The sequence below is a fragment of the Streptococcus sp. 11273D007BT genome (genome assembly GCF_053547195.1).
The window spans coordinates 1529149-1541504 of the sequence record NZ_JBPWPE010000001.1; the positions used below are offsets into that span (position 1 = coordinate 1529149).

Below are 12356 nucleotides of genomic sequence, written 5' to 3' on the forward strand. Positions count from 1 at the left end.
AAAGCAGTATCAACTGCTTTTTCTCTCTTTTTAATTAGTAGCAACCTATCCAATGATCTAAACTATCAGTATATTATCACTACTTATATTAACCTGAGTTACGAAGACCAGTAGCAATACCGTTAATAGTGATGTGGATAAGTTTTTCTTGTTCTGGACTAAGTTCTCCTCGGCGTAGGCGTTCAATCAATTCAATTTGAATATAGTTTAACACATTGAAATAAGGAAGACGATAATCTAAACTCGCTTTCAGGAATCCATTGTCAGCTAATAACTCTTTTTGATCTTCGATAAGCAAAATAGTATCTTTGGTTAACTGCCACTCATCTAAGATAATATTAAAGACAGATTTGACCTCTTCACTTTGACAGAGCTGAGCATATTCAAAAGCAATATTCATATTAGACTTAGACAACACCATGTCAACATTAGACAGGAGAGCCTTAAAGAATGGCCAAGTCTGATACATTTCCTGTAACTTAGACAGATTGTTAGGGTCTTTTTTAATGAAATTATTAAAACTAGATCCTACACCATACCAACCTGGGAACATCACTCGGTTTTGAGACCATGAGAATACCCACGGAATCGCACGTAACCCACTAATCTCAGTAATGGTTTTACGAGCTGCTGGACGTGATCCAATATTTAAACTAGAAACTTCTTTTATAGGACTGGCTTCAAAGAAATAATCATAAAAGTTTTCATTTCCAAAAACAAGATCACGATAAATTTGATTACTTTCACCAACAATTTCATCCATAATCTCTGTGTAACCTGAGATTTTATCAGCTGGTACAACTTGATTAGAGACCATACGGTCCATAGCAGCTGAAATCAACATCTCAAGGTTATAATAAGCTGCATCTTTATTACCGTATTTATTTCCAATCACCTCACCTTGCTCTGTTAGGCGAATACGATCTTTGATAGTCCCAAACGGCTGAGATGAAATGGCATAATACGATGGACCGCCACCGCGACCGACTGTCCCACCACGACCATGGAAGAAGGTCACCTTAATACCACGCTCTTCACCGATACGCGTCAAATCTTTCTGTGCTTTGTACAAGGTCCATCCTGATGATAGATAACCACCATCTTTATTGGAGTCCGAGTAGCCCAACATGATTTCCTGGTAATTATGGTTGGCTTTAATCCATTGTTTCACAAGGTCTAACTCCAGATAAGAGGTCATAATGTCAGCTGAATTATCCAAATCTTCAATAGTCTCAAAAAGTGGAACAATTTGGACACGCGCAAGATCCTTATCCACTAATCCAACCTCTTTTAACATGACAGCAAGTTCTAACAAGTCTGAAACGCTTTCTGAGTGAGAGATGATATTTTGCTTAATAATCTCTTCTCCTAACGTGTCTTTTAATTGGCGTGCTGTCTTGAAGATAGCTAACTCTTTTTCAAGTAAGTCTGATTTAGGTGCATTTGTGGCAGACAAAATTCGTGGATCTTCTGTCAGTTGTTTTAATAAAAGCGCACACTTCTCATCCTCTGATAAGCTACTGTAATCTGGTACAATATTAGCTGATGCCAATAATTCCGCCACACAAGCTTCATGAACAGATGAATCTTGACGCATATCAATACTAGCTAGATAAAAACCGAAGATTTCTACTGCTTGTAGTAATTCTGTCAAGTCTCCCTTAACTAAAGTCTCTCCATTAAAGCGAAGGAGAGATGCCTTAATCGTTTCTAAGTCCGCTTTAAATTCAGTAGCTTTTGCATAACGTGGAGAGTGGTCTTTTCCTTTCGTTAAATAGGTGCGTGTATTTTCTAGACGCTCTTTAATATAGTGAAAGGCTCTACGGTACAGCTCCTTCTCACGAAATTCTGAACTATCATTGGATAATGATGCCAAGGCTTCTAACTCTTTTGAAACCTCTGTCAAACTTGTTGAAAGAGAAAAATCAGAATATAGACTCTCAACCTTTTCAATATAATAACTTAAGATAACCTCTCCTTGTACCGTTGCTGATAATCTTAAAGTTTCAGCCGTTACAAATGGATTACCATCTCGGTCTCCACCAATCCACATGCCCATTGTAATGGGTTTAGGATTGTCTAAAACAATCCCTTTTTCTAAAGCCAAGGTTTTATATTCTGTTACAAGACTAGTAATCGCTTTAATCAAGCCTTTATTATAATAATCTGTAACATTCTTGATTTCATTGGTGACTTTGAGCTTCTTCTCTCGGATGATGTCTGTCTGCATGATCATTTCAACATAAGCACGCAGCTCATTTAACCATTTGTCCTTATTGAGTAAGCCCAGCTTAACGTCACGGTGTTTTCGCAAAAGTTGGTGAATCTGATTAGTTAAGCCCAACATTGTCTTTCGTTGCACCTGAGTTGGATGTGCAGTTAAGACAGGCACAACATTGACATTTTCTAAAATTTCTTTAGCATTTTGACTTTGGGAAACAATATCAAGTGTGGTTGAGATTTTTCCAACATAATCCTTATTGATATTGTTTTGATAATTGATTTCATAGGCTAAATCAACATCTTCAGAAATATTAATCAATAAAGGTAAGATTGAAAAGTAACGCGCAATGACATCCATTTCATCCGTTGATAAATCACCTACGATTTGATTAACCTCTTGATAATTTTGAGCTCTAGATAACTCTGTCAGTGTTTGAATTTTTTTAAAAACTTCTTGGCTGACCATTTTTTGGGTTGTTTCATCTAATAGCCTCGTTAAGATATCCACTTCCTCTTTAATAATCGTCTTGTCGCTACTACCCTCTAAGTTTGGAATTAATTTTATTTTTTCCATTCTCTCTACACAACTCCTTATCATAAAGACAGCATTTGACTTGAAAATCCTGACCCTTTAATTTTTTAGTCTACTGCTTCTATCATACCACTTTTATACTAAAAGTAAACCGAAATTCCTAAAATTGTCTATTATTTCAGAAATGTTCTGATTTTTTTGAAAATAACAACTCCTCTACTTTCATATATCCATTTTTACTCTCTTTTTGATATACTAAACAAAAAGAGGAGGTTATGATGAAATTAAAAGATAGAACAAGTTTTCCAGAAAATGAGCTTTGGGATCTCTCTGCTCTCTACCAAGACCGCGAAGATTTTTTAAGAGCCATTGACAAAGCTATGGAGGATATCTACCTTTTTAGACGCAACTATTTTGATGGTCTAAATGAATTGGAAGATTTTGAAGAAGCTTTTTTAACATTAGAACAAATTTATATCCAAATGAGCCACATCGAAAACTATAGCTTTATGCCACAAACCACAGACTATAGGAACGAAGAATTTGCTCAGATCGCACAGACTGGTACTGACTTTATGACGAAAGCTCGTGTTCTTCTTAGCTTTTTCGACGATGCTTTATTGTGTACAACAGATAGTATCTTGGATCAATTAGAAAAAAATCACCACCTTAGTAGCTATATCCGACAAGCAAAAATAAAAAAAGCCCACTATCTCGGAGCTGAGCGTGAGCAACTGCTAACCCAACTTGCCGATACTTTCTCTGCCCCTCAAGATATTTACACTAAAATGCGTGCAGGAGACTTTAAAATGGAAGATTTTGAAGTTGACGGGAAAATTTATTCGAATAGTTTTGTCAGCTATGAGAATTTTTACCAAAACCACGAAAATCACCTGGTTCGCCAAAAAGCTTTCAGATCTTTCTCAAATGGACTACGCCAACATCAACATACTGCAGCAGCCAGCTATCTAGCCCAAGTCAAATTAGAAAAAGAAATCGCTCATCTTCGTGGCTATGATTCTGTATTTGATTATCTCCTTGCTGAGCAAGAGGTTGATCGTTCCATGTTTGATCGTCAAATTGATCTGATTATGAGTGATTTTGCCCCTATCGCTCAAAATTATCTTAAACATGTCGCTAAAATAAACAAACTCGATAAAATGACTTTTGCTGATTGGAAACTAGATTTAGACAATCGTTTAAATCCTGAGGTTACTATTGACCAAGCCTATGAACTTGTGATGAAATCGTTAAAACCTCTTGGGGAAGTCTATACCAAGGAAGTTAAAAGCTATCAAACCGAGCGTTGGGTTGACTTTGCAGCTAATCAGGGAAAGGACTCTGGTGGCTATGCAACTGATCCTTATCGTGTGCACCCTTATGTCTTGATGAGCTGGACAGGTCGTTTAAGTGATGTTTATACACTAATCCATGAGATTGGGCACTCTGGACAATTTATTTTCTCAGACAATCATCAGAGTTATTTTAATACCCATATGTCCACCTACTATGTTGAGGCCCCTTCAACCTTAAACGAGCTTCTTTTAAGCGACTATTTAGAGAAAGCTTTTGACAATCCACGTCAAAAACGCTTTGCATTGGCTCATCGCCTAACAGATACTTACTTCCACAATTTCATTACACATCTACTAGAAGCAGCCTTTCAACGCCGTGTTTATACATTGATTGAGGAAGGTAAAACCTTCGGAGCAGAAACACTAAACCGTATTATGAAAGACGTTTTAGAAGAATTTTGGGGAGATGCTATCGAAATTGACGATGATGCAGCTCTGACATGGATGCGACAGTCTCACTATTATATGGGACTTTACAGCTATACCTATTCTGCAGGACTGGTCATCTCAACAGTAGGTTATCTCAATATCAAGAAAGATAAAGACGGTGCCAAACGTTGGTTAGAATTTTTAAAATCTGGTGGAAGTTTACCACCTCTTGAAACCGCTCAAATTATTGGTGCAGACATCAGTACAGAAGAGCCGCTTCGCCAAACTATTGCTTTCCTAGATCAAACCGTCCAACAAATTATTGCATATAGCGAGGAATTACAAGATGACAACACTCTATAACTTCACTTTGACTGCCCAAGATGGTAGCCCAGTAGCCTTAGAAAAATATAAAGGTAAGCTAGTCCTAATCGTTAATACTGCAACAGGATGTGGACTAACCCCTCAATATAAAGGACTACAAGAACTCTACGATGCCTATCAAAATAAAGGATTTGAGATACTAGATATTCCTTGTAACCAATTTAAACAGCAGGCACCTGGCAGTGCTGAAGAAATCAACAGTTTCTGTAGCTTAAATTATGGCACTACTTTTCCACGATTTGCAAAAATAAAAGTAAACGGAAAAGAAGCAGACCCTTTATATCAATGGATGAAAGAAGAAAAGAAAGGTCCTTTTGGAAAAGTGATTGAATGGAATTTCACCAAATTCCTAATTGATCGAGAAGGAAATGTTGTTAAACGTTTTTCTTCCAAAACAGAGCCAGAAAAAATGGTATCAGAGATTGAAAAATATCTATAAAAAATAAGACAGAAAAAGAAAATCCTTTTTCTGTCTTATTTTTTATGGTCAATTCTTATAAACTTCTTGATAAAATTCTATTTTATCACCATCTTGAATCTTAATTTGATCAGCTGATTTTGGTGCTAACTCATCATTAACATCAAACATCCAATATTTTCCAGCTTTTTCATCTTGTTTGACACCATCAATTGCTGTAATAAAGCCATCTGTTTCTTCTACGTCATAATTTGCTTTTAAAAGGTCCATAACAGTATCACCTTGTGTAAAGCTAACCTTCTCATCTGTTGTATTTTTATCTGTTTTAACAACTAATTGTACCAAATGCTCCTCAGAAGAAGATGAACTAGTGGTACTTTGGTGACTCTGACAAGCCACTAATAAGATGGTCGAGAAAAATAGTAAAACTAAACTATAAATCTTTTTCATTTGAATAAAATCTCCTAAAAATAGAATGTATCAAGGGATAAAAAAATAGAGTTGATAAGCTATGCGCTATATTATAAGGCATTCCAGACAAGACATAAAGCCAGATTTTTGTACCAAATAAAATCGCTGACCAAGTATCAATCACCATACCGTAGACAATCCCAAGTATAGCAGCAAAAATCGCTTGATAGCCTAAACGATCTAAACTAACTCCTATTATTTTAACAGGTTTAAGATAATTTGTCAGGGGGTATAGGACATAAAACCAAATAGTTAACACCAAACTAAAGCTTCCAATTTGCCATAGCACCCATGGACCAAAACCAAGTAAAAAACTTGAGACAAACATGGTAAGAGCTGTAAGCGTAATGCCTTCTGATAAACTGAAACACACACTAACGACCAAAAATATAGCAGTAATCGGTTGAACATTAGGAAGACCTGAAAAAGCATAGCGTAATACAATACAAAGAGCAGTAAGTAAAGCCAATCGACTTATCTTTCGTAACAGCATCATCACTTCTTCCTTTCTTTTATTAACTTTAATAAACTTCACTTTCCTTGTCAAGTTGAGATCTTTTTTCTTATTTTAAGCATCTCGTTTTGATTTTTTACTAACTTTAAGTTACAATGGAAAGGATGAGAAAGAGAATTAAACCAATATTTGTTATTGTTCTTTTTACTTTATTTGGACTTGTATTGATGATTTCACGCATACATTTAAATCAATTAAAAAAATCAACCTTTGAAACTGCTAAGAAACAAATTCCATCATCTAATAGCTCCAGCTCTAGTAAATCGAGCTCAAAGACCAAGTCTTCTGAGGAACCTTTTGTCTTAAATCCTATTATAGATGTCTCTGGCTGGCAACTTCCGTCTAAGATTGATTACGACACCTTGGCTGACAATATTTCAGGTGCTATCATTCGTGTTCAGGGAGGATCAGGTATTGCTTTTGAAAATAATGCCGCTCATGAATCAGGAATTGATAAATCCTTCAAAACACATATCAAAGAATTTCAAAAACGTGATGTTCCCGTAGCTGTCTATGCCTATATCCGTGGCTCTTCTGTATCAGAAATGAAAAAGGAAGCTCAAACATTTTACAAAAATGCTTCTCCTTACAACCCTACTTTTTATTGGGTTGATGTGGAAGAAAAAACAATGTCTGACATGGACAAAGGGGTTCAAGCCTTTCGCAAAGAGTTAGAACGCTTGGGCGCTAAAAATATCGGTATTTACATAGGGACCTACTTTATGGAGGAGCATGGTATTTCCACCACTGGTTTTGATGCTGTCTGGATTCCTACATATGGAAGTGATTCTGGCTACTATGAGGTGGCACCTGTCACTGACTTAGATTATGATTTACATCAGTATACTTCTCAAGGCTATCTTCCAGGTTTTGACCAACCTCTTGATTTAAATCAAATCGCAATCACTAAAGATACAGAAAAAACCTATAAAAAATTGTTCACTATTCAAAAATAATATTGACAATTAAAAAATCAAGCGTTATAATGATTAAAATTTAAGATTTTCACAAAGGAGTGCTGTTAAGCTGAGATCGCTATTGCGAAATCCTCGAACCTGATCTAGTCAATACTAGCGTAGGAATTGTGACTGACTTTAGCTTGTCTTTAAGATCAGACTCCTTTTTGTGATTCAAAAGGAGTCTTTTTATGTCTAAAAAACAATCCTCAACAATTCTTGTTGAAACTGCCATTGTTGCCTCTTTTGCAATGAGTCTATCACTGCTACCTGACTTAGCTGGTTGGTTTACACCATCTTTAGGTGCCATCCCTTTGGTTGCTTTTTCATTAAAACGTGGTCTTCGATACGGCTTACTTGCCGGCCTTATTTGGGGGCTATTACATTTTATTTTGGGGAGAGTTTATTATCTCAGTTTTTATCAAGTCTTAATAGAGTATCTTTTGGCCTTTACTTGTATGGGATTAGCTGGACTTACTAGCCATAAATTTCAAGATACCTTAAAAAAAGGAAGTCTGCTTACTTCATCTTTTTGGGCTATTTTAGGAATAACTATCGCAGTTTTGATACGTTATTTCTGGCATTTCCTAGCTGGTGTCATTTTTTGGTCTGACTATGCTCCAAAGGGGATGTCACCTTATCTCTACTCTTTTATGGTAAACGGCAGTGCTTGTGGACTAACCTTTATTCTTTGTGTCATCATTTTCTTAGCTATTTTAAAATTCCAATCCAAACTACTAAAAAATTGATCACAAGGATTTCCATTTCGTATTTTATCAAGTTTGTGATATGATATTAAACATGGCTAAAACAAGAAAACGACAATCTAAATCAACGACAAAAAAAAAGCGACATAAACAGAAAATCATTTCTTTTAGCGCGATACTTTTTTTCCTCATCCTTCTTGGTTTTCATTTTACTTTCTCTATCACAACCTCAACACATTACCAGTCTAATCAGCAAGCCAGTTTGACCAATACTACGCTTTATTCGTTCCCTTACTCCATTTTAGGAACAAAACAGACTAAACAAACAGATGTGATGGTATCTGATTATTATTTGGTTCACAAAAATGGCAAAAAACTAACCTATGCTAAAATCAAATTTTCAGGACAATCATACTACGTTCTGGCAAAAGACTTAAAACTAAAACAAACCAATAGTATCAATACCTATCTAGAAGAACACCATTACCCTAAAACTACTTTTTCCACTGAATATCAAGGATTTTCTAAGCAAGCCTACCAAAATTTTTGGAAAAAACCTAGAGGAGTTATCATTCATGATACTGGCAATGAAGATTCAAGTATTGATTCAGAGGTAAGTTATATGACCAATAACTATTCCAGTTCGGGAGTTTTTGTTCATGCTTTTATTGATAGCAATACAATTTTAAGGATAGCAGATACCAACTATATGGCGCAAGGCGCAGGACCTTATGCCAACCCTTACTATATTCAATTTGAAATGACACATGAATATACTGCGGATGGCTTTGCAAGACAAGTTGGAAATGCTGCTTATTATACAGCTTATATGCTAAAAAAATATAACCTCCCTATTACTCTAGGACAAAAAGATGGTGACGGAACACTTTGGACACACGAAATGGTGTCACTTTACCTTGGAGGCACTGACCATATTGATCCTACAGCTTACTGGTCAAGTGCCGCAAGTGAGTACTTTGGGAGTGACTATACAATAGAGGATTTCCAAGATCTTGTCCAAGCTTACTATAATGAGATATAAATGGTATAATAAAGATACCATTTTTTATTTTGGAGGAAAATATGATTTCTTGGATTTCCCGTTTAATTAAGGGGGTTATTATTGCACTTGGCTTTATTTTACCTGGTGTATCAGGCGGGGTTTTAGCCTCAATTTTAGGACTCTATGAGCGCATTATTTCTTTTTTAGCTCACATTCGTCAAGATTTTGTTAAAAATGTTCTGTTTTTTATTCCAGTTGGAATCGGTGGAATTCTAGGAATCGCACTTTTTTCAGCACCACTTGAATACTTACTTGAGCACTACCAAGTTCCTGTCCTATGGGCATTTTCTGGTGCCATTATTGGAACTTTGCCAAGTCTATTGACAGAAGCTACTGCTAAATCAAAACGTGATACAACTGATATCTTGACCTTAGTCGCTACCTTTGTTGTCTCTGGACTCCTACTCTTTTTCTTAAACGATCTGGTTGGAGAAATCCCTGCTAACTTTGGTACTTTTATTCTAGCTGGTGTCCTTATCGCTTTGGGAGTTTTAGTCCCTGGACTAAGCCCATCCAATCTTTTACTTATTATGGGACTCTATACTCCCATGTTAACAGGTTTTAAAAATCTCGACTTGCTTGGCGTCTTTCTTCCAATCGCAATCGGTGGTGCTGTCACTATGCTAAGCTTTTCAAAAGCCATGGATTATGCTTTGACTAAGTTTCATTCTCGTGTTTATCATTTTATTATCGGATTGGTTTTATCAAGTACCCTATTGATTGTTATTCCAAACCCTCGAAGCGCTGAAAGTATTTCCTATGCTGGACTTGGTATTGGTGGGATTTTTACGACCCTACTTTTATTTGGCTTAGGGATTGCTCTAGGACTTTGGATGAGTAAACTTGAGGAAAAATACAAATGAGTAAAAAGGCAAAAATCAAAAAAACTTTAGTAGATCAGATTTTAGATAAGGCTAAAATTCCTCATGACAGCCTGATGTTTAATGGCCTTGAAGGAGAGATGCCAGAGGATATCAGACAAGATGATATTTTTAAAACTTTGGCATTAAAAGGAGATAAGACAGGCCCTGTTATTGGAATTTTACCTCTAACAGAGCATCTTTCTGAAAAGAAATTAGCTAAACTATCTGGTAACAAAAAAGTTGCCATGATTCCTCAAAAAGATTTACAAAGTGTTACAGGCTATGTGCACGGCGCCAATAACCCTGTTGGAATTCGCCAGAAGCACAACTTCCCTATCTACATTGATCAAACTGCTCTAGAAAAAGGAACCATGATTGTCTCTGCTGGAGAATTAGGACGTTCTATTCGTATTGATAGTCAACTTTTAGCTGATTTTGTCAGAGCTGAATTTGCAGATATTAAGGAGTAAGGCATGCGTTTATTAGGAAACTTGGTTTGGTTTATTTTGGCTGGCTTTTGGTCCTGGTTAGCTTGGACTTGTGTTGGAATCTTATTTTGTATGACTATTATTGGGATTCCTTTTGGGCTTCAATTTTTTAAAATTGCACGTTTTGGACTATTTCCATTTGGGCGAACTATTGTCCCTTCTCCTAGAACCAGTAGTTTATTATTAAATATCATTTGGATTGTCTTTTTTGGCTGGGAGTTGGCCTTAGCACATTTAGCATCTGCGCTCTTACTTTGCCTTAGTATTATTGGCATTCCTTTTGCTATTCAATCTGTTAAACTAGCTGGACTTTCACTATTTCCATTTGGAGCAGAATTTGAGTAGGAGACATTATGAAAATTTATCTTATTCGACATGGGAAAACTCAGTGGAATTTAGAAGGACGCTTCCAAGGAGCAAGTGGAGACTCTCCTCTTTTACCTGAAGCTAAAAAAAGTGTAAAAAAACTGGGACAAACTCTAGCAGATATTCCCTTTGATGCTATTTATTCAAGTGATCTCCATCGTGCCATCACAACAGCTGAAATCATCTCACAAGAACACCATCCCCCTTTATTGGTACAAAAAGAAGCTTCCCTAAGAGAATGGGACTTAGGGACATTAGAGGGGCAAAAAATTAGTATTATGGAAGCAATCTACCCCAAGCAAATAGAAGCTTTTACCCATAATCTCGCTCGGTTTGATCATAACGCTTTTGATGCAGAAAGTGTTTATCACACTACACAACGTATCGGTCACTTTATTAAGAGTCTATACGGCAAAAAAGATAGCATCTTAATCGTTGGGCATGGCGCAAGCCTGACAGCTGCTATTCGTTCTTTACTGGGTTATGAATATGCTAAACTACGACAAAATGGTGGACTAGATAATGCTTCTATCACTATTTTAGAAACCAATGACGGTCAAAATTTCGAGCTCATCACATGGAATGATACCAGTTATGATAAATAAAAATTGGGATAGTTAATCTATCCCAATTTTTATTGACTATACTTCATCCGAAGAATTTTTTCTTGTTTTTTATTGAGTCGTAAAAGAATCACGACTTTATCTATAGACATATTACTTTCCAATAAACGTTCAGCCGCCATCATCAAACCATTGTTTATTCCTAGTTGTAAAATAGGATTCTTTTTATCATTAACATCAAAAATAAATTTATTATCAGGTAAATCGAAAAGAACTTTTACCGCACCAAATAATTGCTCGAAACTATCAATTTCAAGATCAAAAACAGGCTTTGTTCCAGGCTTTAAACTACGCCCGCGATGATTAAACCACATCGAATGCCAGCCTCCGTTAAAAGCTCCCATGACATCATTATCATAAGAATCTCCCACATAGAGTGTTGTTGAGGGGTTCATATCAAATTGTTCCGCTGCAAGATTAAAGATTTCTTTTTCTGGTTTTTGAAAACCTGTCGCCTGACTGACAATCACACGTTTGGGATCCACATAATCATACAAACCCAACTTCTTCACTTTTTTTAATTGATGCTCAGTTGGCCCATTAGTAATAATACCCATAGGGACATTTTTAGACTTTAAAAAGTCCAATGTCATGCGCATCTCATCTAACATAGTAATATTTTCTAGCTCATGCTCATAAATTTCCTGAAAATGAATACCATCAGCTTCTGAGATTTCTCTATACCCAAACTCTAAAAGGGTCTCTCGGCAACGCCAAAATCGAAAATACTCTGTCGTCCACTCTCCAGCCATAACTCGTGGAAATCCAATGTCTGAATAATGACGAAATCGGATATAAGCCTGATGAATTTGTGTCATATCAAAATCAGGAAAGCACTTCTCCATAGCCAAACGATAAGGAGCCTGTTGGTCATAAATGGTATCATCAACGTCAAAAACAATAGATGTAATCATGGTATCCTTTTTCTTTCAACAAAAAATTTTTACGCCTTATTATACTATTTTTTACTAAGGAGTTCAAATCTAGAAAAAGCATAATATTTGATGAAATCATTGTTATTTTA

13 protein-coding genes and 1 riboswitch are annotated in these 12356 nt (G+C 36.1%); of the genes, 9 read left to right on the forward strand and 4 right to left on the reverse strand.

Features of this window, described 5'->3' with window-relative positions:
* Positions 1–88: 88 nt before the first annotated feature.
* A complete protein-coding gene (ppc, locus tag ACEE75_RS07775) occupies positions 89–2797 on the reverse strand; it encodes a phosphoenolpyruvate carboxylase (protein WP_447574934.1) in 2709 nt (902 codons plus the stop codon).
* A 236-nt stretch (positions 2798–3033) separates the two neighbouring features.
* On the opposite strand from ppc, the gene pepF reads away from it, so the two are divergent.
* A complete protein-coding gene (gene pepF, locus ACEE75_RS07780; RefSeq protein ID WP_447574936.1) occupies positions 3034–4842 on the forward strand; it encodes an oligoendopeptidase F in 1809 nt (602 codons plus the stop codon).
* Entirely contained in the window at positions 4826–5302 is a 477-nt protein-coding gene (locus ACEE75_RS07785) for a glutathione peroxidase (RefSeq protein ID WP_447574938.1), read from the forward strand. Before pepF ends, ACEE75_RS07785 begins: the two co-directional genes overlap by 17 nt.
* Before the next feature lie 48 nt (positions 5303–5350).
* Here the strand turns inward: ACEE75_RS07785 and ACEE75_RS07790 are convergent, their stop codons facing one another.
* Entirely contained in the window at positions 5351–5731 is a 381-nt protein-coding gene (locus ACEE75_RS07790; RefSeq protein ID WP_354368746.1) for a DUF4430 domain-containing protein, read from the reverse strand.
* Positions 5715–6245 carry an ECF transporter S component gene (locus tag ACEE75_RS07795; protein WP_447574988.1) on the reverse strand — a complete coding sequence of 177 codons (531 nt, stop codon included), beginning with the start codon at positions 6243–6245 and terminating at the stop codon, positions 5715–5717. Before ACEE75_RS07795 ends, ACEE75_RS07790 begins: the two co-directional genes overlap by 17 nt.
* 125 nt (positions 6246–6370) lie before the next feature.
* Between ACEE75_RS07795 and ACEE75_RS07800 the strand changes: the two genes are divergently transcribed.
* The 7 genes from ACEE75_RS07800 to ACEE75_RS07830 all read left to right on the forward strand — a co-directional run bounded on the left by ACEE75_RS07800 (position 6371) and on the right by ACEE75_RS07830 (position 11314).
* A complete protein-coding gene (locus tag ACEE75_RS07800) occupies positions 6371–7222 on the forward strand; it encodes a glycoside hydrolase family 25 protein (RefSeq protein WP_447574940.1) in 852 nt (283 codons plus the stop codon).
* 45 nt (positions 7223–7267) lie between these two features.
* Positions 7268–7365: riboswitch (TPP riboswitch) on the forward strand.
* A 48-nt stretch (positions 7366–7413) separates the two neighbouring features.
* Complete coding sequence (gene thiT / locus ACEE75_RS07805; protein ID WP_354368740.1) at positions 7414–7971, forward strand: energy-coupled thiamine transporter ThiT; 558 nt, start codon at positions 7414–7416, stop codon at positions 7969–7971.
* 40 nt (positions 7972–8011) lie between these two features.
* Entirely contained in the window at positions 8012–8971 is a 960-nt protein-coding gene (locus ACEE75_RS07810) for a peptidoglycan recognition protein family protein (protein ID WP_447574942.1), read from the forward strand.
* Between the two features lie 41 nt (positions 8972–9012).
* Entirely contained in the window at positions 9013–9855 is an 843-nt protein-coding gene (locus ACEE75_RS07815) for a DUF368 domain-containing protein (RefSeq protein WP_427895800.1), read from the forward strand.
* Entirely contained in the window at positions 9852–10325 is a 474-nt protein-coding gene (locus tag ACEE75_RS07820) for an aminoacyl-tRNA deacylase (RefSeq protein ID WP_447574944.1), read from the forward strand. Before ACEE75_RS07815 ends, ACEE75_RS07820 begins: the two co-directional genes overlap by 4 nt.
* A 3-nt stretch (positions 10326–10328) precedes the next feature.
* The gene (locus tag ACEE75_RS07825) at positions 10329–10688 is read left to right on the forward strand and encodes a YccF domain-containing protein (protein ID WP_447574946.1); all 360 of its coding nucleotides are present in this window, start codon (positions 10329–10331) and stop codon (positions 10686–10688) included.
* A gap of 8 nt (positions 10689–10696) precedes the next feature.
* On the forward strand, positions 10697–11314 hold the full coding sequence (locus ACEE75_RS07830) for a histidine phosphatase family protein (protein ID WP_447574948.1): 618 nt from the start codon (positions 10697–10699) through the stop codon (positions 11312–11314).
* A gap of 29 nt (positions 11315–11343) precedes the next feature.
* Here ACEE75_RS07830 and ACEE75_RS07835 read toward each other — a convergent pair whose 3' ends face one another.
* On the reverse strand, positions 11344–12246 hold the full coding sequence (locus tag ACEE75_RS07835) for an HAD family hydrolase (RefSeq protein WP_447574950.1): 903 nt from the start codon (positions 12244–12246) through the stop codon (positions 11344–11346).
* Positions 12247–12356: the final 110 nt, after the last annotated feature.

What these genes read in the sequence shown, in the direction of transcription:
- ppc (WP_447574934.1), bottom strand. Translation starts at nt 2,797, where the DNA reads ATGGAAAAAATAAAATTAATTCCAAACTTAGAGGGTAGTAGCGACAAG.
- pepF (WP_447574936.1), top strand. Translation starts at nt 3,034, where the DNA reads ATGAAATTAAAAGATAGAACAAGTTTTCCAGAAAATGAGCTTTGGGAT.
- ACEE75_RS07785 (WP_447574938.1), top strand. Translation starts at nt 4,826, where the DNA reads ATGACAACACTCTATAACTTCACTTTGACTGCCCAAGATGGTAGCCCA.
- ACEE75_RS07790 (WP_354368746.1), bottom strand. Translation starts at nt 5,731, where the DNA reads ATGAAAAAGATTTATAGTTTAGTTTTACTATTTTTCTCGACCATCTTA.
- ACEE75_RS07795 (WP_447574988.1), bottom strand. Translation starts at nt 6,245, where the DNA reads ATGCTGTTACGAAAGATAAGTCGATTGGCTTTACTTACTGCTCTTTGT.
- ACEE75_RS07800 (WP_447574940.1), top strand. Translation starts at nt 6,371, where the DNA reads ATGAGAAAGAGAATTAAACCAATATTTGTTATTGTTCTTTTTACTTTA.
- thiT (WP_354368740.1), top strand. Translation starts at nt 7,414, where the DNA reads ATGTCTAAAAAACAATCCTCAACAATTCTTGTTGAAACTGCCATTGTT.
- ACEE75_RS07810 (WP_447574942.1), top strand. Translation starts at nt 8,012, where the DNA reads ATGATATTAAACATGGCTAAAACAAGAAAACGACAATCTAAATCAACG.
- ACEE75_RS07815 (WP_427895800.1), top strand. Translation starts at nt 9,013, where the DNA reads ATGATTTCTTGGATTTCCCGTTTAATTAAGGGGGTTATTATTGCACTT.
- ACEE75_RS07820 (WP_447574944.1), top strand. Translation starts at nt 9,852, where the DNA reads ATGAGTAAAAAGGCAAAAATCAAAAAAACTTTAGTAGATCAGATTTTA.
- ACEE75_RS07825 (WP_447574946.1), top strand. Translation starts at nt 10,329, where the DNA reads ATGCGTTTATTAGGAAACTTGGTTTGGTTTATTTTGGCTGGCTTTTGG.
- ACEE75_RS07830 (WP_447574948.1), top strand. Translation starts at nt 10,697, where the DNA reads ATGAAAATTTATCTTATTCGACATGGGAAAACTCAGTGGAATTTAGAA.
- ACEE75_RS07835 (WP_447574950.1), bottom strand. Translation starts at nt 12,246, where the DNA reads ATGATTACATCTATTGTTTTTGACGTTGATGATACCATTTATGACCAA.